20 protein-coding genes and 1 tRNA gene are annotated in these 25,225 nt (G+C 60.2%); 5 read left to right on the forward strand and 16 right to left on the reverse strand.

Going from position 1 to position 25,225, the window contains the following annotated elements; translation table 11 throughout:
- Window positions 1–45: 45 nt before the first annotated feature.
- From BUC36_RS06795 to rlmE, 12 genes are all read right to left on the reverse strand, one after another.
- Entirely contained in the window at window positions 46–351 is a 306-nt protein-coding gene (locus BUC36_RS06795; RefSeq protein ID WP_234994908.1) for a hypothetical protein, read from the reverse strand.
- A gap of 5 nt (window positions 352–356) precedes the next feature.
- The gene (locus BUC36_RS06800; protein ID WP_234994909.1) at window positions 357–956 is read right to left on the reverse strand and encodes a tetratricopeptide repeat protein; all 600 of its coding nucleotides are present in this window, start codon (window positions 954–956) and stop codon (window positions 357–359) included.
- A 9-nt stretch (window positions 957–965) separates the two neighbouring features.
- On the reverse strand, window positions 966–4,109 hold the full coding sequence (locus BUC36_RS06805; RefSeq protein WP_234994910.1) for a tetratricopeptide repeat protein: 3,144 nt from the start codon (window positions 4,107–4,109) through the stop codon (window positions 966–968).
- On the reverse strand, window positions 4,106–6,139 hold the full coding sequence (locus BUC36_RS06810) for a tetratricopeptide repeat protein (RefSeq protein ID WP_073273011.1): 2,034 nt from the start codon (window positions 6,137–6,139) through the stop codon (window positions 4,106–4,108). The genes BUC36_RS06805 and BUC36_RS06810 overlap by 4 nt, the downstream gene beginning before the upstream one ends.
- 2 nt (window positions 6,140–6,141) lie before the next feature.
- Complete coding sequence (locus tag BUC36_RS06815) at window positions 6,142–6,651, reverse strand: hypothetical protein (RefSeq protein WP_073273012.1); 510 nt, start codon at window positions 6,649–6,651, stop codon at window positions 6,142–6,144.
- Window positions 6,652–7,130: 479 nt separating this feature from the next.
- Window positions 7,131–7,216: transfer RNA gene (locus BUC36_RS06820), tRNA-Leu, on the reverse strand.
- 19 nt (window positions 7,217–7,235) lie between these two features.
- Entirely contained in the window at window positions 7,236–7,685 is a 450-nt protein-coding gene (secG, locus tag BUC36_RS06825) for a preprotein translocase subunit SecG (protein WP_073273013.1), read from the reverse strand.
- Between the two features lie 70 nt (window positions 7,686–7,755).
- Window positions 7,756–8,484, reverse strand: a complete 729-nt coding sequence (gene tpiA, locus BUC36_RS06830; protein WP_073273015.1) for a triose-phosphate isomerase — start codon at window positions 8,482–8,484, stop codon at window positions 7,756–7,758.
- Window positions 8,485–8,602: 118 nt separating this feature from the next.
- The gene (glmM, locus tag BUC36_RS06835) at window positions 8,603–9,955 is read right to left on the reverse strand and encodes a phosphoglucosamine mutase (RefSeq protein ID WP_073273018.1); all 1,353 of its coding nucleotides are present in this window, start codon (window positions 9,953–9,955) and stop codon (window positions 8,603–8,605) included.
- A 98-nt stretch (window positions 9,956–10,053) separates the two neighbouring features.
- The gene (folP, locus tag BUC36_RS06840; protein ID WP_073273020.1) at window positions 10,054–10,902 is read right to left on the reverse strand and encodes a dihydropteroate synthase; all 849 of its coding nucleotides are present in this window, start codon (window positions 10,900–10,902) and stop codon (window positions 10,054–10,056) included.
- Between the two features lie 78 nt (window positions 10,903–10,980).
- Complete coding sequence (ftsH, locus tag BUC36_RS06845; RefSeq protein WP_073274645.1) at window positions 10,981–12,900, reverse strand: ATP-dependent zinc metalloprotease FtsH; 1,920 nt, start codon at window positions 12,898–12,900, stop codon at window positions 10,981–10,983.
- A gap of 168 nt (window positions 12,901–13,068) precedes the next feature.
- Complete coding sequence (rlmE, locus tag BUC36_RS06850; RefSeq protein ID WP_073273022.1) at window positions 13,069–13,689, reverse strand: 23S rRNA (uridine(2552)-2'-O)-methyltransferase RlmE; 621 nt, start codon at window positions 13,687–13,689, stop codon at window positions 13,069–13,071.
- A 141-nt stretch (window positions 13,690–13,830) separates the two neighbouring features.
- On the opposite strand from rlmE, the gene BUC36_RS06855 reads away from it, so the two are divergent.
- Window positions 13,831–14,133, forward strand: a complete 303-nt coding sequence (locus BUC36_RS06855; protein ID WP_073274649.1) for a YhbY family RNA-binding protein — start codon at window positions 13,831–13,833, stop codon at window positions 14,131–14,133.
- 42 nt (window positions 14,134–14,175) lie between these two features.
- Here BUC36_RS06855 and BUC36_RS06860 read toward each other — a convergent pair whose 3' ends face one another.
- Genes BUC36_RS06860 through BUC36_RS06875 form a run of 4 tightly spaced genes read right to left on the reverse strand, consistent with a single transcriptional unit; the run spans window position 14,176 to window position 19,212 of the window.
- Window positions 14,176–14,556 carry a hypothetical protein gene (locus tag BUC36_RS06860; protein WP_143186900.1) on the reverse strand — a complete coding sequence of 127 codons (381 nt, stop codon included), beginning with the start codon at window positions 14,554–14,556 and terminating at the stop codon, window positions 14,176–14,178.
- A gap of 2 nt (window positions 14,557–14,558) precedes the next feature.
- The gene (locus BUC36_RS06865) at window positions 14,559–16,241 is read right to left on the reverse strand and encodes a S41 family peptidase (RefSeq protein WP_234994911.1); all 1,683 of its coding nucleotides are present in this window, start codon (window positions 16,239–16,241) and stop codon (window positions 14,559–14,561) included.
- 16 nt (window positions 16,242–16,257) lie between these two features.
- Window positions 16,258–17,649, reverse strand: coding sequence for a Re/Si-specific NAD(P)(+) transhydrogenase subunit beta (gene pntB, locus BUC36_RS06870; protein ID WP_073273024.1), 1,392 nt, complete (start codon window positions 17,647–17,649; stop codon window positions 16,258–16,260).
- A 15-nt stretch (window positions 17,650–17,664) separates the two neighbouring features.
- Window positions 17,665–19,212, reverse strand: coding sequence for a Re/Si-specific NAD(P)(+) transhydrogenase subunit alpha (locus BUC36_RS06875; protein ID WP_073273025.1), 1,548 nt, complete (start codon window positions 19,210–19,212; stop codon window positions 17,665–17,667).
- A gap of 786 nt (window positions 19,213–19,998) precedes the next feature.
- On the opposite strand from BUC36_RS06875, the gene BUC36_RS06880 reads away from it, so the two are divergent.
- The 4 genes from BUC36_RS06880 to BUC36_RS06895 all read left to right on the forward strand — a co-directional run bounded on the left by BUC36_RS06880 (window position 19,999) and on the right by BUC36_RS06895 (window position 25,104).
- Entirely contained in the window at window positions 19,999–20,583 is a 585-nt protein-coding gene (locus BUC36_RS06880) for an ANTAR domain-containing response regulator (RefSeq protein WP_073273026.1), read from the forward strand.
- 7 nt (window positions 20,584–20,590) lie between these two features.
- Window positions 20,591–21,691: a CmpA/NrtA family ABC transporter substrate-binding protein gene (locus BUC36_RS06885; RefSeq protein ID WP_073273027.1), complete on the forward strand. Its 1,101-nt coding sequence runs from the start codon at window positions 20,591–20,593 to the stop codon at window positions 21,689–21,691.
- 199 nt (window positions 21,692–21,890) lie between these two features.
- Entirely contained in the window at window positions 21,891–23,366 is a 1,476-nt protein-coding gene (locus tag BUC36_RS06890; RefSeq protein ID WP_200797198.1) for a NarK family nitrate/nitrite MFS transporter, read from the forward strand.
- Window positions 23,356–25,104 carry a bifunctional protein-serine/threonine kinase/phosphatase gene (locus BUC36_RS06895; RefSeq protein ID WP_084535671.1) on the forward strand — a complete coding sequence of 583 codons (1,749 nt, stop codon included), beginning with the start codon at window positions 23,356–23,358 and terminating at the stop codon, window positions 25,102–25,104. The genes BUC36_RS06890 and BUC36_RS06895 overlap by 11 nt, the downstream gene beginning before the upstream one ends.
- Window positions 25,105–25,225 lie beyond the last annotated feature (121 nt).

Consider the following 25,225-nt stretch of genomic DNA (forward strand, 5'->3'; position numbering starts at 1 on the left):
TACCTCATTTTTTCGCCTGCGAGCAGGCTCCTACAGGTGAAGCCCTTAATCATCTGAGAGGCTCAGCTCGTAAAACTCAAGCTCGCGCATGAAGACCTCTTTATCCAGCGGCTTCAATTTGTCGTCCATCAGGCTGGAAACCAGACCGCTCTCGACACCCACCTCCGAGCTTTTCCAGGGCACGATATAGAGTGACTTGGGCGCTTCCTTGTTGCCGATAATCGAGATGCCGGACAGCTCCTTGACTTTGGTATCTACCTTTTTGCCATTGGAGTTTTCGGTGTCTGTTTGCGCCGACGCCGTCGAAATCCCGAGTGTAAAGGCGGCAAACAACACGACCTTCAAGCTCACAGGTATCAATTGCCCGCCCTCCTCTTAAGATCAGCCAGCCAGATGGAGACTTCCTGGTTTTCCGGTTCCAGGGCCAGGTACTGTTGGAATTGTGCCAGAGCGCACTGAAGATCTTGCAGATAGAGATCACACAATATGCCCAGGTTTTTGATCAGGGGCAGATATTCCGGATTCTCGGCCAGCGAGTTCACATAAATTTTTCGCGCCTCGGCGAACCGGCCCTGCTTGCGATACAACACCGCCAGCTCGTTGGCGGCGGCCGGGTGCTGGGGATCCACCTGCAGCGCATGCAATAACGCCTCTTCAGCATTCTTCTCGTTACCGTTCTTGTAGTAGGCGATACCAAGATTGACATAGGGCGCCGGCAGGCGTTTTTCCCGTTCCACTACCGACAGCAGCAAATCAATGGCCGCAGCAAAATTTTCTTCGCGCAGGTACTCCAGTGATCGCTCAAAGTCGCGGTTGACGCTGCCCGACACGCGCACCGATGAATAGTCGGATACGCGGCCGCCGCTCGTCGGCGTACTTGCACAGGAGGCCAGCAACAGCGCCAGCGCCAATACCGCCAGACGTTGTATCACTCTTGGCATTGCCATCAGGTTCATAAAAGCTCCTTACCCTTCACCACCGGACAGGACTTCATCACTACTGGCCTGCTCAGGAGCTGGCGCCATCGGCACTATGCTCGGCAGGTATTGTCCAGCCTCCTCCGCCCTCGCGTAACGCGCGGGCACCAAGCCGGCGAGTTTGCCGATACTCTTGTCGATCCACACGTTGAAGATACCCATACCCAGCAACTCGACATTCTTCTCGTGCACCGAGATCGCCTTCTCTTCGAACGGATAAATCTGCTCTTCAAGCGCCAGCTCGTACTCCTCGAGTTCCAGCGCGCTCAGATTGCCGGGCCGCTCCGAGTCCTTCAGGGCCCTGCTGAAATGCAGGTAAATTTCCGCAAGGTAATAGGTGGCAGCAGCGGTGACGTCGGCTACCTGGTAATCGATCAGATCAGAGTAGGCGCTGATAGCGGCCTTCATGCGCAGGCGCTTCTTGTCCAGGTTCTGCTTGATTGGCTCAACCAGCTGAACCTCGGTAAAGGCATCGAAGCTGGGTTCGGCAAGGAGCAGTGCCGCGTTGCCGGCCAGGTAGCGCGTGCGATCATTCCGCTGATTACCGCCGCGCAGCTCGAGCCGCACCATTTCGCGCAACTCTCCCAGGTATCGCTGCTGCGCACCGGTAGCCTTATACAGCTCGGCAATCTTCTGGCGAGTTTCCAGCGCCGGCTCCATCGGACTGGGGAACAGCTTCACGTAGCGGCGCAGCACTTCCAGTGCTTTATCGCTTTCCTTGGCCGCGCTGTAGAGATCGGCAGCCTGGGTAAGCGCTTCGCGGCGGACATCTTCATCTTCCGACTCGCGCTCGATACGCTCAAATTCCGCCGCCGCCAGCAGCAGCTCGCCGCTCTCCTGATAAACCACCGCCAGTTTTTTGGTGACATCTTTAGCCAGTTTGTGCTGGGGGAAATTGCGACGGAAGTTATTCAGCACCGCCGCCGCCTGCGTCCAGTCTTTCAATACGATCAGGGATGCCGCCGCATCGTATTCGGCGGTGGCCAGCAGGGTTGCACCCGGGGCCACATTGCGAATACGCAGGAAATGGTTGGCTGCGGTGGCGTGGTCTTCCTGTTTGCGCGCCAGGTCACCCTGCTGATAGATAGAGGCGGCCAGGTTGTCCACCAGGCCGGCGCGATCCTTGGCATCGGTGGCGGTCAGGCTGAGGGCCTGCCCGTAGGCAGCCTCGGCATCGACGAATGCTTCGGTATCGAAAGACGCATGGGCCACCAGTTTCCAGGTGGAACGGCGAATTTCCTGCACCGCCGCGGGGAATTTCTCCAGCAACAGCCTGCCGTTGTGTACCGTCTGGGGGTAGTCTTTCAGACCATACAGTTCCTCAACTGCACCCACCATCACCTGCGGCGCCTTGGCGTGCTCCGGGAAGGTGTCCGCAAACTTGAGGGAAGAGCGGATAATTTCCCGCAGCAGCGGCGCGCGCTGGGCCGCCGCGGCTTCTTTCAGACTGCTGTTAAGGTGTTCGCGATAGGCATAGACCGCTGCGTAACCCGCCTCGCTGGAGTCCTTGTGCGCGGGGTATTCATAGGCTGTGCGCTCATATTCCAAGGCTGCGCCATGAAAATCGCGGTTTTCCAGCATTAGGCCGGCGAGTTGGTAGTTGATTTCCGGCGCGCGCGGTTTATCGCGGAAGGACTGCAGGTAACTGCGATACCAGTGAATGGCCTCGCGGTAGTGCTCCGCTTTCTTGTCCTTCAGCTTCTTGTTCTGGTAGGCAGCGTGGTAGTGGCTCGCCAGGTCGATCAGGTTGCTTTGCAGGAACTCAACAACTTCCCCGTATTCGTTGATGTCGAACACGGTCCAGTACTGCGCATCGAGGGCATAGGTGGTAGCAAACTCCTTTTTCGCGTCCAGTACGAGTTTGGGGAATCCGCCTTTCTTGTAGATCTCGATAACACGAATGGAGAAATCTGCCGATACCTTGTGCAGCGGGTTCCGCTCAACAAAGGCATTGTAGGATTTTGCCGCATCCTGGTAGCGACGCTTGTCGAGGTAGTACTCGCCGAGGTGGCTATACACCAGCGATTCGTACTGGCGCTGGCCCTTCCGGGTGAAATAGTCAACTACCGACTCGGCGCCACCCATGTAAGAAAAGCTCAGGCTGACGACGCGGAAGGTATCTTCGATATGCTTACGCTCGACGTCATTGGTCGTCTGCTCGAAGTCGTATCCCTGGGAAACCTTGTAGTCGAGCATGGCAACGTAGTCGTCCAGCGCCATCTCGTACATATCCTGCTTGAACAGCGACCAGCCGCGCTTGTACAACGCCAGTTCGTAGAAGCTGGACGCCACCCCGATATCGATAACCTTGCCGTAGGCTTCCTCGGCATCCAGGTATTTCTTACGGGTAAAGTAGTACTCACCCAAGCGGAACCAGGACTCATCGATATGACGGGAGTTCGGGTACTTGGCTACCAGCTGCCGCAACACATCCACGGCAGCGTCAATCTGTCCGGTTTCCTCATAAGCACGAGAAAGCTGATACATCACCTGATCATTGCGGTCATACAGGGGGTATTTGGCGAGAAGATCCCGATACAACGTGATGGCTTCGCGGGCATTCGCGGACAGCATTGCATCGGGATCACCACCCGGTACCGCCAGCGGCGTATTGTCAGACTCGATTTCGATGCTCGCACTGGCGCGCGCCTCGAAATCGCGGTCAGTTTCCTGTGCGCCATCATCGCTGCGATCTGCCATCGAAGTCTGCGCAGCGGCAAGCGGCGCACTGGTATGGGTCGGCGCGTCCAGACGCGTCGACGGCCCGGCCGCCTCGGCATCAATTGAAACCACGGCACCGCTGGTCGCGCCAGCACCCACCGCACCGTCAATGGCGGCATCTTCTGCGCGGTGAGCCTGCTTGATCTTCAGGTCCGCGATACGCCGCATCGCCTCCGGCGTAAGGCTGGACTCCGGTGTCTCCTGCAGATACTTCTGATAACTGGCAAGCGCCTTCTCCAGACTGCCGTCGATATATTCCTCTTTGATCTCAATATCGACATTCTGCAGACTGCCAATGGTCTTGCCGCTATTGACGGCACAGGCATTGAGCAGCAACGCCATCGAGGCGGCGGTGGCACAGCGGCGCATAACGATGGCAGTCGCCAGCCTGCGTTCTGCGAAGCGCTTCACTGGTCACCCCCTTCGCTCGAGGGGCCTTCCAGTTCCGGCGGATTGTCCTGCGGCAACTGTTCGGGCTGGTTGGCGCGGTGCTGCTCGATCTTCTTCTGGTCGGCGCGCTGCTCCTGTAGCTCGTTTGCGCGGTCGAAGCTGTCTGCAAGGGCAAAGCGGGCCTTGATCTGGTAGTTCTCCAACTGCGCACGACGGCGATCCAGTTCGTTGATCGCTAGCGTTTCCAGCATATTGCCTTGACGCGCCATCAGGATATCGAGGCGATTCTGAGTATTTGCGATCTGAGCCCGAAGACGGCGAATAGTATCGTTGTAGCCGGTATAGCTATGGGTTGCGGCCTGGCGGCTGCGCACATAAGAGTGATACACGGTTTGCAGTTGTTCGATTTCTATATTCAGTTCCTGCAGGTGCTTGTAGGCCTCCGTCAACCGCTGGTCGTATTCGGTGGAAAGACGCCAGTCGAGCACACCCTCGAGACGCCCCACCCGCTGCAAGGTTGCTTCGGTAAACCCGTTCGGGTGTTGGGACATGACCTTGCGTAACCGACGCAGTTGCAGACGCGCCTCCTGTTCCTCCGCCTTGGCCAAGTATTCCGGGCGGCGGGTGACAAGCATCTGCTCAATGCGACTTGCGAACTGGTCCCGCTGTTCGATGCGCAGCTTGATTCGCGCATCCAGTTCACGGAATTTTCTATCCAGGCCCGGCAGCAGGGGCTCGTAGTAGGCACGGCGTAGCTCAATGACATTTTCATAGGCGGCCAGGCTCTTCAGCCACTCTTCATTGCGCTCGAACAGGTCATTGAGATCGCGATAGTTGCGCAGAAACTCCTGGTAATCGTTGGACGCCATCAGGTCGAGGAGGTAGTGAGTCTCAGGCGCGTCGGGCAAATTGCGCAGAGCCACAACCCAGTTTTTTACCTGTGTCGCCTCCTTGCGGCGCAGCGCCTCGAGAAATTTCCCTTCGCGGATACTCTTTATGGACGCCGTCAGAGTGTCGATTTCGTTACCGAAGGATTCCAGCGCGCGACCATAATTGATCGCAGCGGTACTGTGCACATCCAGTTTGCCGTATGCATAAGGCACCGCGAGCATGGCCTCCTGCACGGATCCATTGGTGCCCTGGCGCTCCTGCAGCAGCCTCCACGGGACCAGTGCACGATCGTAGCGCCCGGCCTTCGCCTCTACCCAGCCGGCACCCAGCAGGGCGCGATTGGAGAAGGGCCCCTCGAGGTTAACCCGGTCGAAATAGGGCCTGGCCAACTCCAACAGGTCGTTTTCCATCAGCCGCGAACCGAGCAACAGGTTGGTCTTGTCATAGAGCGCCTGCCTGGCAGGATCGGAACTGCGCTTTTTACCCAGCGCCGTCAGCTCCAGTAAGCCGCGCTCTTCCTGACCCGCTTTCAGTTCGGCGATGCCGAGATTGAATTCGACGAAACCTTCCAGTGACTCTTCGCCTTTGAGGTCGCGCAGCAGCTCCACCGCCTCCTCGAAACGACCCAGTTCCATGTAGACCCGCGCCCGCAGAAACTGCTCGTCGGCACGAACACGCTCTGGCACCCGCCCTTCGATCATATCGAGTGCATGCAGGGCGTTGCGGGGCTGCTGTTTATGGTAATGAATCTTTGCCAGGCGATAGGCCGCCTCATTGCGCACGGGCTGCGGCACATTGCCCTTCAGCACCGCTTCGATCGCGCGCCCGGCTTCCCGGTGCATGCGATAGGAGAGCTCCAGGTCGCCCACGGAAAACTCCGCCTGGCCCAGGTGTGCGGTAAACGGATCCAGCCCCGGCTCATCCAGGCGACGATACTGATTCAGCTCCGTATCGAGCCCCACGATCGCATCGAAATAATTCTCCTGGTGGGCCTCGAACATGGCCGCACCGAAGAACAAGTCATCGAGCTTTTGCTGATCAGCCTCGGCAACGGCGAAGTTTGTGCACAGCGCCAGTGGCAGCGCTGACAGCGCGGCGGCGACCGTCCGCAGCGGTGCGGGAGCAGCGCCGCGCAGTGCGGGTACCAGACGGGAATACATGTTTACCAGTCCTTGAAGTTAATCGCGGACTCGGTTCCGGCAATTTTTATCTCGACAAACTTCGGACCAACAGCCTTATCCACCTTGTAGCTGGCATTGGCTCGATACTCCTTGCCGGACGATGACTTACCGATAAAGCTGACCTCGAGGGGGTGACTACCGGCCTGCACATTGCCGGTGTAGATACGCTGGACCCCGCCCTTCTGCAGGGCCTCTATCTCGCGAAAGGTATAAAGGTGGTGGGCAACAATGTCGTTATTGAGCTTGACCTCCACGGCTTCGAGGTCAAATGGCTGGCTATTTGCGAGCGAGACAAAAAAAGATACCTGCGTATTGGAAGGAAAGAGTAATTTCTCCTCCAGCTGCGCAAGCTCGCCCGTCAAATCGATCACATCCTTTTTGACGTCCTGGATCTGCTCATCCAATCCGCGAATGTCATCCCGGCTCACGCCCTGTGCGTACCCGACGGACGCCAGCAGCAGCAAGATTGTTATTTGTAGAAATCTAACCATGCTATTTACCTCTGACCCTACCTTTAACAATGAACGCCAGCGACGTCGCGATCCGGACTGATCGCAGGGAAATGCCTATAAACAGGGGACTTTTAGTCAGCAGGATTGTATTGCAATCCGGGTATGGCCAAATGTGAGACAAGTCATATCTCGCGCATCCCGGCACATCGCATTTTTGTGTCGATGGCGAAAGCTTCTTTTGCACGGAAGATATTTGGGGGCCGTTAACCGGACCGCCTGGCACCTGCAACACCCCAAAAAAGTGAACGCCTGCGCAATTAGTAGCGAGATACTGTAGAAGATGAGAGGCATTTCAGCCCGACAAGCGTGACGCAGTCCAGCTTCCACACCGGCCAACTCACCATCGACATCACGAAGCCGGGATTCAGGGTTGTGCGAGCGGGGCAGCAGCCATTGCAGACGGACCGCACGGATTTGCGGCAAAAAAAAGGCGCTCGCATATGCGAACGCCTGAAAGATGGTGCCCAGGGCGGGACTTGAACCCGCACGAGCATAGCTCACTACCCCCTCAAGATAGCGTGTCTACCAATTCCACCACCTGGGCAAAAAACTTAGATGGACCCTTACTGCTGGTCCTCGTCCGCGCCTTCTTCCGCGGGAACTTCCTCTGACTCTGATTCGGCTGCCGGTGCCTGCGCATCCGGAATTTCCGGCACGTCACTCGCTTCAGGCTGTGCATCCAGCTGCGGGATGTCGCTATCGATTTCCGGCAACTCGCTCGGAGTCGGCTGCTCAATAGCTGCCGGCACCTGCGGCAGGTCGGCATCGACATCCGCTTCCGCACCCTGCTTGGCCAGCAGAGCCAGACCAATGCTGGTGACGAAGAATACGGTTGCCATGATCGCTGTCAAGCGCGAAAAGAAGTTACCGCTGCCCTGGCTACCGAAAACAGTCTGGGACGCGCCGGCACCAAAGGAGGCACCTGCTTCCGCACCCTTACCCTGCTGTAGCAGAATCAGGCCGATAATGCTGAGCGCAGTCAGGACGTGTACAACTAAAACCAACTTTTCCATTTTCTGGAAACTCTCTACCGGGGTTCAACGAACCCGTTATTCAGTATTTTCTACTTCGCCGCCCGAGTCATCACCCGGCCGCGCGACAAATTCTGGCAAACTCTTCCGCATCCAGGGAAGCGCCACCAACCAGGGCACCATCAATGTCCGCCTGCGCGAACAGGGCCTCGGCATTACCGGCCTTTACACTGCCGCCGTACAGTATCCGCACCGGCGCGCCGGCCTCTCCCAGACGCTCACGGATAAACCGGTGCACCTCTTGGGCCTGCTCCGGAGTCGCCGTCTTGCCGGTACCGATAGCCCAGACCGGCTCGTAGGCAATAACCGCATGCGCCCAGATATCGCCCTCAGCGACATCAGTGACCGCCTGCAATTGCGCAGCAATCACTTCGAGTGTACGACCGCTTTCGCGCTCTGCCAGAGTCTCGCCAACACACAGGATCGGAATCAGCCCGGCCGACTGGGCGGCGACAAACTTCTGCGCGACCAGCTCGCTGCTTTCTCCGTAGAGACTGCGGCGCTCTGAGTGCCCCACTATCGCGTAATCCACACCCCAGTCCAGCAACATGGCCGCGGAAACCTCGCCGGTATATGCCCCGGAGGCTTCCTGACTGAGATTCTGCGCCCCTACCGACACACCACTCCCAACCTTGTCCGCCACCAGCGGCAAGTAGGGAAAGGGCGGGCAAACAACAACCTGGCAACCCACTCCGCTCATATCAAATGCGGCGAAAAACTGCTCGGCAAACTCGCGGCTGCCGTTCATTTTCCAGTTAGCTGCTACCAGCGGTGTACGCATGTGTGCTCCTTCAAGGGGCGCAAATCTTAGCGATATTGCCGCCAACATACAACCAGAAATCTGCGGCTCGCGGCAATGTTGTCACATGGCGACTCACTGCCGAAACAGCGCCGGCAGGTCAGCTGTTGCCGACCCTCTCCACGACATCGGATATCTGCTGCGCCAAACGCTCCACCAGGGCGCTGTCGCGACCTTCAACCATGACCCGGATCAAGGGTTCGGTTCCGGAAGGCCGCAGCAATACACGACCACTGTCGGCCAGCTGGGCCTCCGCCTCGCTGACGGCCGCCCTGACGTCCGCGTGATCCAGCACGCCGTCACGGTGGGCCAGGCGCACATTGATCATATGCTGGGGCAGCATATTCATACGCGCCTTCAGCTCGTGTAGTGGCTCGCCAAAGTCACAAACCGCGCGCATCACCTGCAGGGCAGAGACGATTCCGTCGCCGGTGGTGGTGGCATCCGCGCAGATGATATGTCCGGAGGACTCGCCGCCGAGCGTCCAGCCGTTGGCGTGCATCTTCTCCAGCACATAGCGGTCACCCACTTTGGCGCGCTCGAACGGAATTTGCCGCTCGCGCAATGCCAGCTCGAAGCCGTAGTTACTCATCAGGGTACCGACGACGCCGCTGCATCCCCCGAGGAATTGCTGGCGGTGCATGGCGATCAAGAACAGCAACTGGTCGCCATCGATCAGCTCGCCATGCTTGTCGACGAACAGTACCCGGTCGCCATCGCCGTCGAAGGCGATACCCAGGTCGGCCCCCTGCTCCAGCACCGCCTGCTGCAGCTGCTGGGGCTTGGTGGAGCCGCACTCCAGGTTGATATTCAGCCCGTTCGGGCTTACGCCGATGGCCGTGACTTCCGCCCCCAGCTCGCGAAACACCTTTGGCGCTATGTGATAGGTGGCGCCATTGGCACAGTCCAGCACTATCTTCAGCCCCTCGAGGGAGAAGCCCCAGGGGGTGGAGGCCTTGCAGAATTCGATATAGCGCGCGGCGGCATCGTCGATGCGCCAGGCCTTACCCAGGTCGGCCGCGGTAGCCATCGGCAGCTCCAGCGCCGCCTCAATTTCGTGCTCCACCTGGTCCGGCAGCTTGGCGCCCTGAGCGCTGAAAAACTTGATGCCGTTGTCCTGGTACGGATTGTGAGAGGCACTGATGACGATCCCCGCCTGGGCGTGGAAGGTTCGCGTCAGGTAGGCGATGGCCGGAGTGGGCATGGGGCCGAGCAGGCCGACATCGACACCGGCGTTGATCAACCCCGCCTCCAGCGCCGCCTCGAACATATAGCCGGAAACCCGGGTGTCCTTGCCGATCAGGATGCTGCGGCGCCCGGAGCGCTTGCCGCCGGCCATCTGCCCCAGCACCTTGCCGGCGGCGTAGCCGAGCCGCAGCATAAAGTCCGGAGTGATCGCCCCCTCACCCACGCGACCGCGGATTCCGTCGGTGCCGAAATATTGTCTCGCCATTTTTTTACTTCTCTCGCTACTTTTTACGGGCACGCTGCGCTTTGCCCATCCTACGATCCAGCCAGAATGGGCAGGATGGGCAAAGCGCAGCGTGCCCATCATTGATTCGGGTTGTCCACTAGCTGCTGCATTTTGAGCACATCCACCGTCGCGGCGACATCGTGCACCCGCAGTATCCGGGCGCCGCGCTGAGCCGCCAGCATCGCCAGCGCCAGACTGCCGGGCAGGCGCTCATCCACCTCGCGCTGTAACAAACGCCCGATCATTGACTTGCGTGACAGGCCGGCCAGCAGCGGGATGTCCGCAGGCGCCAGCTGCGCCATATGCCGCAACAGTGCCAGATTGTGTTCGTCGGTCTTGCCGAAACCAAAGCCCGGGTCGAATATCAGCCGCGCCCGGTTAATACCCGCTTCCTCACAGGTCCGCATCCGCTCGCGCAGGTAAGCGCCCACTTCCGCCACCACATCATCGTAGTGCGGGGCCTGCTGCATGCTGCCCGGCTGCCCCTGCATATGCATCAGACAAACCGGCAAATCGGTGCCGGCTGCCGCGTCCAGTGCCCCCGGGCGCTCCAGTGCGCGCACATCATTAATCAACCCCGCGCCCGCGGCCGCAGACGCCGTGATCACGGCCGCGGTGCTGGTATCGACGGATATCACTGCCCCCAGGTTCGCGCTGATCGCCTCCACCACTGGCACGACGCGATCCAGTTCCTCCTGCTCGGATACTGGCGCCGCCCCCGGCCTGGTGGATTCACCGCCGACATCGATAATCGCCGCGCCCTCGCGCAGCATCTGCTCCGCCCTGCGGAGTACCAGATCCAGGTTCAGCGCCCCCCCGGCATAGTAACTGCCACCGTCGGAAAAAGAGTCCGGCGTGGCATTGAGGATTCCCATGACGACCGGGCGGGACAGATCGAGGGTATGTTTACCGCAGTTGAGCTTCATAAAAATTCAGGGATTCAGAAAGACAAATGCGGACAAGCCGGCAGTCATGCCGGGTTGTCCGCATTCAGCATTTATTGATCAGTGTCCTTTCAGCGGCCCGCCAACCGGGTTGCCCTTGTCCGCATCCTCAGCGGTATGGCCACTGTCGGAATCTTCGGCGGAACTGCTGCCACCGGAGCCAAAGTTATTGTCGTGCCAGTCCCGCGGCGGACGCACTTTGCGCCGCGCCATCAGGTCATCGACCTGCTCCGCATCCAGGGTTTCGTATTCCATCAGCGCATCTTTCATCGCCTCGAGAATATCGCGATTCTCTTCCAGCAGATTGCGCGCGCGGTCGTAGCAGCTGTCGATGATACGACGCACCTCGGTGTCGATCTCATTGGAGGTATTGCCCGATACAGGATTCCCGTGTCCGGGCTGACCGCTCTCGTCCTCACCGTAGTGCAGTGGACCCAGCTTTTCGGACAGGCCCCACTTGGTCACCATATTGCGCGCCAGCTCGGTGGCCCGCTCGATATCGTTGGAGGCACCGGTGGTCACACCATCCAATCCCAGGGTCATCTCCTCGGCGATACGGCCACCGAACAGGGAGCACAGCTGCGATTCGATAGCGCGCTTGGACAGGCTGTACTTGTCCTCTTCCGGCAGGAACTGGGTCACCCCCAGCGCACGACCGCGGGGAATGATGGTGACCTTGTGCACCGGATCGTGTTCCGGCACCAGGCGACCGATAATGGCGTGACCGGCCTCGTGGTAGGCGGTATTCACCTTTTCCTTTTCGTTCATGACCATGGACTTGCGCTCGGCGCCCATCATGATCTTGTCGCGAGCGCGCTCGAACTCCTCCATTGTCACGGTGCGCTTGTTGGCGCGCGCGGCAAACAGCGCCGCCTCGTTGACCAGGTTGGCCAGGTCCGCACCGGAGAAACCGGGGGTGCCGCGAGCGATGGTCTGCGCGTTCACCTTGTCGTCCAGCGGCACCTTGCGCATATGCACCTTGAGGATCTGCTCGCGGCCGCGGATATCCGGCAGGCCCACGAACACCTGGCGGTCGAAACGGCCCGGGCGCAGCAGGGCGTGGTCGAGCACGTCCGGGCGGTTGGTGGCGGCGATGACGATGACGCCCTCGTTGCCCTCGAAACCGTCCATCTCCACCAGCAGCTGGTTCAGGGTCTGCTCGCGCTCGTCGTGACCACCGCCGACGCCCGCGCCGCGGTGGCGACCGACCGCATCGATCTCGTCGATAAAGATGATACAGGGGGCCTGTTTCTTGGCCTGCTCGAACATGTCGCGCACCCGGGACGCGCCCACGCCGACAAACATCTCGACGAAATCAGAACCGGAAATGGAGAAGAAAGGGACCTTGGCCTCGCCGGCAATGGCTTTGGCCAATAAGGTCTTACCGGTACCGGGCGGGCCGCACATCAGCACGCCGCGGGGGATATTGCCGCCCAGGCGCTGGAATTTGGAGGGGTCGCGCAGGAATTCCACCAGCTCCTGCACCTCTTCCTTGGCTTCGTCGACACCGGCCACGTCGGCAAAGGTCGTCTTGATCTGGTCCTCGCCCAGCAGGCGTGCCTTGCTCTTGCCGAAGGCCATCGGGCCGGAACGGCCGCCGGCGCCACCCTGCATCTGGCGCATAAAGAACATGAACACCGCGATAATAATCAGGATCGGAAAGCTGGCCACCAGCAACTGCTGCCAGATGCTGGGAGATTCGGGCTCGCGGCCGACAAACTGCACGTTGCTGCGCACCAGCTCATTGGTGAGCTCGTCGTCGATGATCTGCGGCTGAATGGTCTTGAAGCGGCTGCCATCAGCCTTCTCGCCGGTGATGATCAGCCCATCAACAAGCACACTCTTTACCTGGCCCGACTGCACATCCTGCACGAAGTCGGAATAGCTGAGAGCCTCATCCCGTGACTGCGGTTTGAAATTCTGGAACACCATCAGCAGCACCGCCGCGATGATCAACCACAGTACAAGGTTCTTTGCCATATCGTTCAAAGGGATAGCCCTCTCGCTTTAGCACTCACTTTCAAAATCCATCCACACCGGGCATTCACACCAGTATAGGCACGCAGGCCGCTGCCCCCGTGCCTTCGCCACAGGTACGCTTATACCATATCAGGGGTTGCGGCCAGAAATGCCCCGGTTCAACCACTGTCAGCCTTTGAAGCCCCGCGCCACCACATAGACCTCGCGGGAGCGGGGCCTGGATGCACCGGGCTTTCGGGTCACGACGCTGTTGTAGCTGCCGCGCAAATCGCGGATCAGCTCGTCGAAGCCCTCACCCTGGAATACCTTGGCGACGAACCCCCCGCCCGGCTTCAGCACCTGGCGCGCCATATCCACGGCCAGCTCCACCAGATACATGGAGGCGGGCTGGTCCACGTCGCGTATACCACTCATATTGGGGGCCATATCGGAAATCACAAGGTCCGCCTTGTCTTCGCCCAGGCGATCCAGTAACTCATTAAGTACTGACTCCTCGGTAAAGTCCCCCTGCACGAATTCGACGCCGGCCAGCGGGTCCATCGGCAATATATCGGAGGCGAGCACGCGGCCCTTGTGACCAACCAGTTCCGCAGCCACCTGCGACCAGCCGCCCGGCGCCGCGCCCAGGTCGACCACGGTCATGCCCGGCTTGATCAGGCGGTCCTTATCCTGCAGTTCCTGCAGCTTATAACTGGCGCGGGAACGGTAGCCCTCCTTCTGGGACTGTTTGACGTAATGGTCGTTAAAATGTTCACGCAGCCAGCGGTGGCTGCTCTTCGATCGGCCCATCGGGTACAATGCCTAAAATCACAACAGCTTTTTTGCGGGAGCGGCCCATGGTCGCGATCGAGGGTCACAGAGGGCCCGGGACCGATCGCGGCCATGGGCCGCTCCCGCATCGATATCCACAAAGTGGTAATGGAGTATTGTATGCCTTTAACCGCCGACCGCAAAAAAGCCTTGCGCACCCTGGGCCACAACCTCAAGCCGGTGGTCACCGTTGCCGGCAAGGGTCTGACCGAAGGCGTGCTGGAGGAACTGAACCGGGCACTCGAGGATCACGAGCTGATCAAGGTCAAACTGATGGTGGCCGACCGCGAATTGCGCCATCAGGTAGTCGGGGAACTGTGCGAAAAATCCGGTGCCGAGTTGATTCAGGAGATTGGCAAGATCGCCCTGATCTTCCGCCAGGCGCAGAAGCCCAATCCGAAACTGTCAAACCTGCTGCGTTGAGTCCGCCACCCGGGGCGGCCCGACGGCCGCTCTCAGCACCCTTTATTGCAGGCTGACTTCCGGCCGACAACTCGCCCCCCGCAGCACCCAGCGCTCGCCGTCCGCCTGGCGCACCAGCCAGCAGGCCTCGCCATCCAGCACCAGCTGAAACTTTACCGGTTTGTCGAATTCCCGCCCGCTGAGCCGGGGCTGTTGCGGCTTGCGTGCGACGATCAGTACGCTCTCCTCGGTCAGTGCATCCGGCGCCAGGGTCACCTGGGCACCGTGCATCGCCGCGGAGACTACCCGCAGCAGCTCCGCGCGAACCTCTGCTCCCGCATCGAGCAGTAGCGCCGGCCGCGGATCGCCGAGGGCCGGCTGAGAGCCGCACGCAGTCAGCAATAACAGGGTGGCGGTCAGCAAGAGAGAATCAGCTGGCTTCATGATCATCGCACCATGATCCGGTTACTGCGCCACGGCTCTTTGGGCACACTGCCGTTGGCGGCGGAGAGACGCGCCCCCACCTGCGAGTAGGTATAGCCACTGGCGGGCACGTCGCCGCAGCTGCCCGTCTCGATATAGGTCATCGCCGTGGATAGACGGGCCTCGTTCACATCGCCGAGCAGGTGGGTAAAGTCGTCGGCGATGCTGCAGCCGGGCAGGTCTGCTCCCGTACCGTAGCTGCCGTTGGGCCTGAAACCATCGGCGTAGTCGCCGAAGTCTTTGGCGTTGACCCCCTTGAACTGGATCGTCAGGTAGGTGGTACCGCAGTTGTCCAGCGCGTAGAAACCGTAGGGCTTGCCGCAGGTTGTGGCCCCAATCTGGATCACCTCCACATCCACGCCGCGCAGGCTGTTGATGATCGCCTCGCTGGCGGAACAGGTGTTCTCCCCGGTGAGCACAAACAGGCGCGGCAGGTTCAGAGTCGGCAGCGCCACGTCCGGCTGCACATTGCCAATCCCCTGCGTCTTGTCGTGGAAAGGTGTGGGATCCAGCGGTTCCCCGGTTACCGGGTTGGTTTCCGGATGCTGGTCATTAAAGGTCAGCCGCTCAAACACCTGCCCCAGGGTCACATCGCCGGCGATCATGTAAGCGAGTTCACTGGCGATATCCAGGTAGCCGCCGCCGTTGTAGCGGATATCCAGTACCAGGTCGTCGATGCTCTGCGCTTTCAACTGCTGCACGGCTTCGATCAACGCCGATTCCGCAGTGGCGATATGGTCGTTAAACAGCATGTAACCGACCTTGCGTCCCATGGCCGCGTCCAGCACGGAAACATTCTGCACGGGGTCGGAAGTCACGGCACTGGCTGTCAGGCTGAAAGTGATCGATTCGGAGGCACCGAGGGGCAGCATCTCGAATACGTGCGACTCACCCTCAACCGACGGCCACATACCTTCGTTCAGCGTATCCACATCATCGCCGTAGGCCACGTCGACGCCGTCAACCTTCAACACCTCAGCACCGCGCCCGATACCGGGCGGCAGCCCTGCCCCGCCCTCGTTATCGGTATAGGCGATCACCGCCTTGCGCGGCGGCGTGGCCTCGATCAAGGCCCACTGGAATCCATAGCCCACATACACACCGGACTGCGACTGCGCCTGCCAGTCGCTGGTCGGAATCGCATAGTGGAAACGGTCTTTCTCCCTGCCCGATACTGTCAAAGCAAAGGTTTTCAGCTGCTCGAAATAATCGATGGAATCATCGAAACCGGCGGGATCCTTGTCCTCTATCTCGCCGTACCACAGATAGAGGTCATTGCTCATCGAGCGCAGCCAGTTATTTTCATCCAGCCGCGAACCCAGCTGGTCGGCGTAGGCCTGGCCGGTGGCGGGATTGGTGCCGCTGCGCGGCTCCACACATTGGTTGGCATAGGTGGATGCGGGCAGGAAATTACCGGGTTCCCAGGCACCGGTCGAACTGCCGCCAGCGGAATCGTCGCCGCTGGTAAGGTTATTGCTCGAACTATCACTACCGCCTCCGCCACCACCGCATGCGGAGAGCGCAACTGTGCCGAGCGAGAGCAAGGCGGTAACAACCAGACGACGGCAGTATGCCTCCATGACTTCGAACTCCATATTCTTATTGATCGTCGAAGTCCCGGAGATTACCACCGCCGCCGGTGTCAATCGAGCGACTCTGTCACTAGCCGCTCAGCTTGCCCAGTACGCTCTGCAGGCTATCCTTGGCATCGCCAAACAGCATACGGGCGTTCTCCTTGTAGAACAGCGGGTTGGCCACGCCGGCGTAGCCGGAGGCCATGGAGCGCTTCAGGATCACCACCTTGCCCGCCTTCCACACTTCCAGCACCGGCATGCCGGCGATCGGGGAGCCGGGTTTTTCCACCGCATCCGGATTGACGGTGTCGTTGGCGCCGATCACAAGAGCCAGGTCGGTTTGCGGGAAATCGCCGTTGATCTCGTCCATTTCCAGCACGATATCGTAGGGCACATTGGCCTCGGCCAGCAGCACATTCATATGTCCGGGCAGACGACCGGCGACCGGGTGGATACCGAAGCGCACCGTCTTGCCCATCTTGCGCAGCTTGTCGGTCAGGTCACTGACCGCCTGCTGGGCGTGGGCCACGGCCATGCCGAAGCCGGGCACGATGATGACGCTGTCCGCCGCCTCCAGTTCCGCCGCCATCTCGTCGAAGTTGGTCGCCACCACTTCGCCATCGATCTCCCCTTCAGCGACCTCGCCGCCGTCGGAACCGAAGCCGCCGAGGATCACACTGACAAAGGAGCGGTTCATACCGCGGCACATGATGTAGCTGAGGATCGCACCCGAGGAACCGACAAGTGCCCCGACCACGATCAGCAGGTCATTGCTGAGCATAAAGCCGGTCGCCGCCGCGGCCCAGCCGGAGTAGCTGTTCAGCATCGAGATCACCACCGGCATGTCGGCACCGCCGATCGCCGCGATCAGGTGAATGCCGAGCAGCAGCGCGATGGAGGTCATGATCAGCAGATTGATCACGGTGCCGGCGTTCAGGTCGGCGGGAATAAACAGCGCGCCCAGCACGACACAGGCCAGAATCGCGGCCAGGTTCAGCCAGTGCCGCGCGGGCAGCATCAGCGGCTTGCCGGATATCAGGCCCTGCAACTTGCCGAAGGCAATCACCGAGCCGGTCAGCGTAATGGCACCGATAAATATGCCCAGATAGATCTCGGTGTTGTGCACTATGTGCTCGGCACCGCTGAGGGACACCCGCGGATCGAGAAAACCACCCCAGCCGATCAGCACCGCGGCGAGACCGACAAAGCTGTGCAGCAGCGCCACCATCTGCGGCATCTGCGTCATGGCCACACGCTTGGCCAGCGACAGGCCCACTACCGCACCCACCGCCATTGCGATGGCAACCATCCAGTAGGCGCCGGCGACGATACCGGCGATGGTGGCAATAATGGCAACGGCCATACCCACCATGCCGTAGATATTGCCGCGCCGCGCCGTCTCGTGGCTCGACAGTCCGCCGAGGCTCAGGATGAACATCACCGCGGAGAAGAGATAAGCCATGGAAATCATACCGTTCATTGCTCTTCTCCTTCCTTAGCGACGGAACATTTTCAGCATTCGGTAGGTAACGAAAAACCCACCGAAAATATTGATACTGGCCACCAGCACTGCAACGAAGGCGAGCAGGGTTACCAGACTGGAGCCGGTGGCGCCCACCTGTAATAGCGCACCGACAACGACAATGCCGGAGATGGCGTTGGTCACACTCATCAGCGGCGTGTGCAGTGCGTGGGTCACATTCCAGATCACCTGCCAGCCGACAAAAATCGCCAGCACGAATACGGTGAAATGAGAGACGAAATCCGGTGGTGCCACCTTGCCGAGCCACAGCAACAGACTGCCGGCCACCAGCCAGAACAGCAGGAAAGAAAGCGGTGACCTTTTCTTCGCGACTTTTTCCTCGACAATCGTAACCGGCTCGGCTTTCTTTTCCGCAGGTTTCGGTTGCGCGGAGATTTTTGGCGGGGGCGGTGGCCAGGTAATTTCACCGCCCTTGACCACGGTCGCGCCGCGAATCACTTCATCGTCGAAGTTGATATCGATCTCGCCGTTCTTTTCCGGCGCCAGTTCGCTGAGCAGGTGCACCAGGTTGGTTGCATACAACCTGGAGGACTGGGTGGCGGCGCGGCTGGGCAGGTTGGTGTAACCGATAATGGTCACACCGCTCTTGACGACCTTCTCATCGGCCACCGTGTAGTCGCAGTTGCCGCCCATTTCCGCGGCCAGATCCACCACCACCGAACCTTCGGCCATGCTGTCGACCATATCCGCGAGCCACAGCTTCGGTGCCGGCTTGCCGGGAATCAGCGCGGTGGTAATGACGATGTCCACGTCCTTGGCCTGTTCGCGGAACAGTGCCATTTCTGCGTCGATAAATTCCTTCGACATCTGCTTGGCATAGCCGCCGGTGCCGGAACCCTCTTCCTCGATCTCCACCGTGAGGAATTCCGCCCCCATGGATTCAACCTGCTCGCGCACCTCGGCGCGCGTATCGAAAGCGCGTACCACCGCCCCCATGCCCTTGGCCGTACCGATGGCCGACAGGCCGGCGACGCCGGCGCCGATCACCAGCACCTTGGCCGGCGGTATCTTGCCCGCGGCGGTGATCTGGCCGGTAAAGAAACGACCAAAATTATGTGCCGCCTCGATAACCGCGCGATAGCCGGCAATATTAGCCATGGAGCTGAGCGCATCCATTTTCTGCGCGCGGGAAATTCGCGGGACGGATTCTACCGCCAGCGCATTAATTTTCTTTTCGGCGAGTTTCTGTAAAAGATCGGCATTCTGCGCCGGCTTGAGAAAGGCGACCAGTGTAGCGCCCTCCGGAATCAGCTCCAGCTCTTCGTCGCTGGGAGCCTGCACTTTCAGCACCAGACCGGCGCCATCAAGGCATTGCCTGATGTCGTCGCGAATTTCGGCTCCGGCCTCTGCGTAGGCTTCATCGTTAAAGCTGGCCTGCGCGCCCGCCCCCTTTTCCACCGCGACGGAAAAACCCAGATCGCGCAAACGTTTCACGCTCTCGGGAGTTGCCGCTACCCGCGCCTCCCCCGGTGCGGTCTCTCTCGGTATGGCTATGATCACCGCTTTGCTCCCTCACAATTGCTGTTATGGATTTACTGCTACAACTACCTCAACATTATTATTTTTTTGGCCTGACCAATTAATAAAGAGAGCGAGTTTAAACCCCCAGCGCAATGTTGAAAAGAGCCGCAAAGCGATACCGGTGATTAATGTTATTTATGGGGTGGCTATAAAAAGTAATAAAGCTACAGTCTCGACAAGCTTTTCCTCCAAAATTTGTATAAAAAATCATTGATCAAGTTGCAGCTGTAACCTTTATTGAAAATATTTTACAGCCAAGTTGCAGCTGTAACTTTTTGAAAAAATTTTAATCCCCGAAGAAGACTGCAAGCGTATTGACCGGGGAATAAAGCCCGACAATCCCGCATCCTATTTCGACAGGCATTAGTACAAACAGATAACACTGTCATTCATGGAGGTGAGGCGACCGCTCGTCACTAATGGGCCCCCTTGCACCCGCAAGCTGAAATGCGCGCCACAAGTTCCTCCGCGAAACCTCATCCGGCAAGCTGCCCGCCGCCAGTGCTCTGGTCCCGACCAACCCCCAAGGCAAGATGCGCACCAAATTCAGTCACCACGGCAAAGGCCTGCACCATAGGCGCGCAGCCCAGGCGCCGCTTCGAATAAAGGCAAGCGCAGCTAATCGGCGCTAACACGCCAGCTGCATGATTGGCATAAGTCTTGATTGTAATTTGGTATCGGCAGAGAAGCCCGGCTGCACTCTAGAGTGGGCCGGGCTTTTTTGTCTCCGCGGGCAACCGCAGCAACCATGACTACAGCAAAGCAATGAACAGACCCCTCGGCATCATGCTTGTCGACGACCAGCCGCAACGCGCACAGATGGTGGGCGAGCGCTTGCGAGCGGCCGGCTACAACCTGCTGGCGCTCCTCAACAGCGCCGAGGGACTGCTGTTCCAGGTTGAAAAGCATCGCCCGGATATCGTACTGATCGATATCGAATCGCCGGACCGGGACATTCTCGAGAGCCTCGCCGTCATCAATCGCCAGGCCCCCACGCCCGTGGCGATGTTCTCTGCGCGCGGCAATGCCGACTTCATCACTCGCGCGGTGGAATCAGGCGTCAGCGCCTACATGGCCGAAGGGCTGACGGCGGACCGGGTGGCGCCGGCAATCGAGATCGCCATGGCCCAGTTTCGCAGTTACCAGCAGCTGCGTGTCTCTCTCGAGCGCACCCAGCAGCAACTGGACGAGCGCAAAGCCATCGAACGGGCAAAGGGCCTGCTGATGGCCAAGAAAAACCTCAGCGAGGACGATGCGCACAGGGCCCTGCGCAACCTGGCCATGAACAGCAACACCACCATGCGCGCCATGGCGGAACAGATCATTCACCTATTTCAGCCCGGGAACTGAGTCGAATATGTCTACGCCCCTGAGACCGGAAAAATGCCATATCAAACTGCTCTACCTGCGCCTCACCGACAGCGCGCCGCTTATCGTCGCCCAGGAGCAGGGCTTTTTTGCCCGTTTCGGCCTCAGGGTGACGCTGCAGCGAGAAACCTCCTGGGCGACGCTGCGCGACAAACTGATCGGCGCAGCCGCCGATGGCGCCGCCATGCTCGCCCCCATGCCACTGACGCTCGCACAGACCTTGCCCCAGTGCAGCGAAAGGCTGGTCAGCGGCTTGATCCTGAGCTGCAACGGCAATGCGATCACTCTCTCTGCCTCTCTGCACCGCAGGCTGTCCCTGACCGCAAAGGATTGTGATGGCGCGGCGGTCGGCCGCGCGCTGGCGCAGTTTATCCGCGACAATCGCGAAGAAGCGCCGATCCGCTTTGCCACTGTCTATCCCTTTTCCAGCCATACGCTGCAACTGCGCCACTGGCTCCGCACCGCGGACATAGACCCGGACCGCGATCTGCAAATCGTCGTGCTGCCGCCGGAACAGATGGTGGACAGTCTCGACCGCGGTGACATCGACGGCTACTGCGTGGGTGAGCCGTGGAGCACCCTGGCCGTACAGCGGGGTATTGGGTTTATTGCAACGCCCTGCAACAGCCTGCTGCCGGCGATGCCGGAAAAAGTACTGGCAGTCACCGAGCGCTGGCACAACGCCAACCCGGCGACCCATCTGGCCCTGCGCGCCGCGCTGCTGCAGGCCTGCAACTGGCTGGCAGAGTGCGGCCAGCGTCGCGATGTCACCGCGCTGCTGGCCAGGCAGGACTACCTGGACCTGCCGGAGGAACTGCTGGCGCCATCACTCAGCGACCGGCTGTACCGCTGCCGCGGCGCCGAGCCGGTCGCCAATCCCGGCTGGCACCTGTTCGCCCACAGCGACAGCGATCACGGCCGCCCCACCGCGGCAAAGGCCCGGCAGCTACTGGAACTGTGTGGCGACTTTTCGCCGGCCACTGGGGCCACTGCGGCCACTGCGGCCACTGCGGCCACTGAAGGTACCGAACAGGTATTTCGCGACGACCTGTATCAGCAGGCGGTGGAATTTCTGCAGCGACAGAAATAGTGGCACATAAATTGAATAGCATTAACTGAGCGAGAGATTTCGCGATGCAATAGCCTGTTCACAGGCGGATCGACAGGGGTGAATTCCAAATTCGCCCAAAGCAGTAAACGGACAACGAAGTCCACCGGCAGCGGCCTACAGGCCGCACCCGTGGGCTTTTTTTGTGCCCGCGGAAAATTACCAACAAGGGGAAATGAACATGTCCAGTGATACCCTGAACCTGTTTTCCTTCCGCGGGAAAATCAAAATACTTCACCTGACCTGGGTGGCTTTCTTCATCACCTTCTTTGCATGGTTTAACCATGCCCCGTTGCTGATGGCGATCGCCGACAGCCTGTCCCTGACGAAAGACCAGGTGAAGACCCTGCTGATCCTTAATGTGGCGCTGACGATACCCGCGCGCATCGTGATCGGCATGCTGACCGATAAATACGGTCCGCGCCTGACCTATTCGCTGTTGCTCGCCGTCGGCAGCATTCCCTGCTTTATCTTCGCCCTCGCCGAAAACTTCGTGCAGGCCGCACTGGGTCGCTTTCTGCTCGGCTTTATCGGCGCAGGCTTTGTTGTCGGCATTCGCATGGTGTCCGAATGGTTCCCGGCCAGGCAGCTGGGCACCGCCGAGGGCATCTACGGCGGTTGGGGCAATTTCGGTTCCGCCGCCGCGGCAATGAGCCTGCCGACGATTGCGCTGCTGTTCGGCGGTGACACTCCTGGACACGAGGGCTGGCGCTATGCGATTGGACTCACCGGCGCAATGGCATTGATCTACAGCGTCATCTATTACCGCTCGGTCACCGACACGCCCAAGGGCTCCACCTATTTCAAACCGAAAAAGATAGGCGCAATGGAAGTCACCAGCCCGGGAGACTTCGTGCTGCTCTTGATCATGAAGCTGCCCATGTACGCGGCGCTGGCACTGCTGACCTGGAAGCTGTCCGCCGGCGTAGGGATTATCTCCGGCACCTGGGCCGCGATCATCTATGCGAGTCTCGCGCTGCTGTATCTGCTGGACGCGAAAAAGACCTACAGCATCAATCGCGAAATATTCACCAATCCGCCCGCGCCGGTTCACCGCTACAAGTTCAAGCAGGTCGCGGTGCTGAACCTGCTCTATTTCGCCACCTTTGGCTCCGAACTGGCGGTGGTCTCCATGCTGCCGCTGTTTTTTTCCGATACCTTTGCACTGGATCCGGTCAAAGCCGGCCTGCTGGGTTCCGCCTACGCGTTTATGAACCTGATGTCGCGGCCGGCGGGCGGCCTGATCAGCGACCGCTGCGGGCGCAGGCCGACCCTGCTGATTCTGACCGCCGGCCTGGCGCTCGGCTACTTCAGCATGAGCCTGATCGACGCCCAGTGGCCGCTGTATCTCGCTGTCGGCGCCGCCATGGCCTGCTCCTTCTTCGTGCAGGCCGGCGAGGGCGCCGTGTTCGCGGTGGTCCCCCTGATCAAGCGGCGCCTGACCGGACAGATCGCCGGGATGACCGGCGCCTACGGCAATGTCGGTGCCGTCTTCTACCTGACAGTACTGAGCCTGGTGTCCTATCAGACCTTTTTCCTGGTGATCGCGGCCACGGCCGTACTCGGTTTCGCCGCGCTGTTGTTACTGGAGGAACCCGAGGGACAGATGGCCGAGGTCTTGCCGGATGGCAGCGTATCGCTGATCGATGTTGCCTGAGTCCGCGGCCATCAGCGGCGAAGCGGCCGTGGAGTCCGCGGCGCCAATATGCGACTCGCTGGACTTCCGCAGCGCGTCCGCGGCTGGCCGCCGCCAGCACAACGACGACGCCTGTGTGGTTTGCGTGCCGCAGGGCGCCGAGCTGCGCCACCGGGGTGCGCTGGCAGTAGTGGCCGATGGTGTCGCCAGCGCCGAGGCCGGCGGAGAGGCCGCACGCGCTGCGGTCAGCGGTTTTCTGTTCGACTACTACAGTACGCCCGAAACCTGGCCGGTAAAGCAGGCGGCCGCACGCGTGCTGCACTCACTGAACAGCTGGCTTTACCGCCAGGGCGGCGGCGGGGAAATCCGCCAGGGCTGGCTCACCACCTTTTCCGCGGTCATCGTCAAAGGCAGCTGCGCCCACCTGATTCATATCGGCGACTCGCGTATCTATCGCTGGCGCGATGACAGACTCGAGTGCCTGACCCGCGACCACAGCCGCACCCTCGGGCCGGGCCGTACCTTTCTCAGCCGCGCCCTGGGCATGGACGCCCATGTGGAGGTGGACTATCGCTGCGAGGAACTGCAGGCCGGTGATATCTACCTGCTCTGCAGCGACGGTGTGCACGATTACCTGCCGGGAGAAATCATCGCCGATATCCTGTGCGACAGCGGCGATGCCGCCGCCCAGGCCTTGGTCGACGCGGCCATGTCCCGCGGCTCCGCCGACAACCTGAGCGCGGCCGTATGCCGGATTCAAAGCGTAGATACGCCAAGTGACGACGACATCCTGCAGCACACCCGGCAACTGCCCTTTCCGCCGGAGCTGCGTCCCGGCAACAGGATCGACGGCTTTCTGATTCTGCAGGAGTTGCACGCGAGCAGCCGCAGCCAGCTGTACCTGGCGCGGGATACACAAAACGGCGAGCTGCGTGTCATCAAGACGCCGTCGATCAATTACTGCGATGACCCCGCCTATATCGAACACTTCGTCGCCGAAGAGTGGACCGGCCGCCGACTGGACCACCCCGGCATCGTCCGGGCATTCCCGCCCCGGGCCGGTCGCCAGTTCCTCTACCACGTGCTGGAATTTGTCGACGGCCAGAACCTGCGCCAGTGGATGCAACTGCACCCGCGGCCGTCGCTGCAACAGGTGCGCGACCTCATTGGCCAACTGGTCAGCGCGCTGCGGCGGCTGCAGCGCATGGAAATCGTGCACGGCGACCTGAAGCCGGAGAACATCATGGTGGGGAGCGATGGTCGCCTGAAGCTGATCGATCTGGGGGGTGCCGACGGCCCCGGCCTGCGCGAACAACAGCTACTCAGTGACACCGCGCCCCCGGGCAGTAAAAACTACGCGGCGCCAGAATATTTTTTCGGCGACAGCCCTTCCCACCGCGCAGATATTTTCTCCCTCGGCGTGATCGCCTACGAACTGCTCACCGGAGATTACCCCTACCGCGAGCGCTTCGGCAGCCGCCACTATCAATTAAAAAACTACGCCGGCCTGCGCTATGTCAGCGCCTGCCGCCACCGCGATGACATCCCCGACTGGATAGACGCTGCCCTGCAGAAAGCCTGTGCACCGAATCCCAGAAACCGCTACCCGGCATTGTCGGAATTTGTGCGCGACCTGGAGTCACCCAGGGCGGAATTCCTGCGCAGGAGCGAGCAACCGATGATGGAGCGCAACCCGCTGTTGTTCTGGCAACTCGTGGCGCTGTTACTGCTGCTCACGCATCTGCTGCATTTTCTCTAGCGCGATTATTCGATTTAAACAGCGGCACCAACAAGGGGCGCCGGACACTGCCGCGCACCAAATTACCGCAGAACACCTCTCGCGATTTGCGACCAGGCCCGCTAAATATGGGCAATTGCCG

The sequence above is a fragment of the Microbulbifer donghaiensis genome (assembly GCF_900129095.1).
GTDB lineage: Bacteria > Pseudomonadota > Gammaproteobacteria > Pseudomonadales > Cellvibrionaceae > Microbulbifer > Microbulbifer donghaiensis.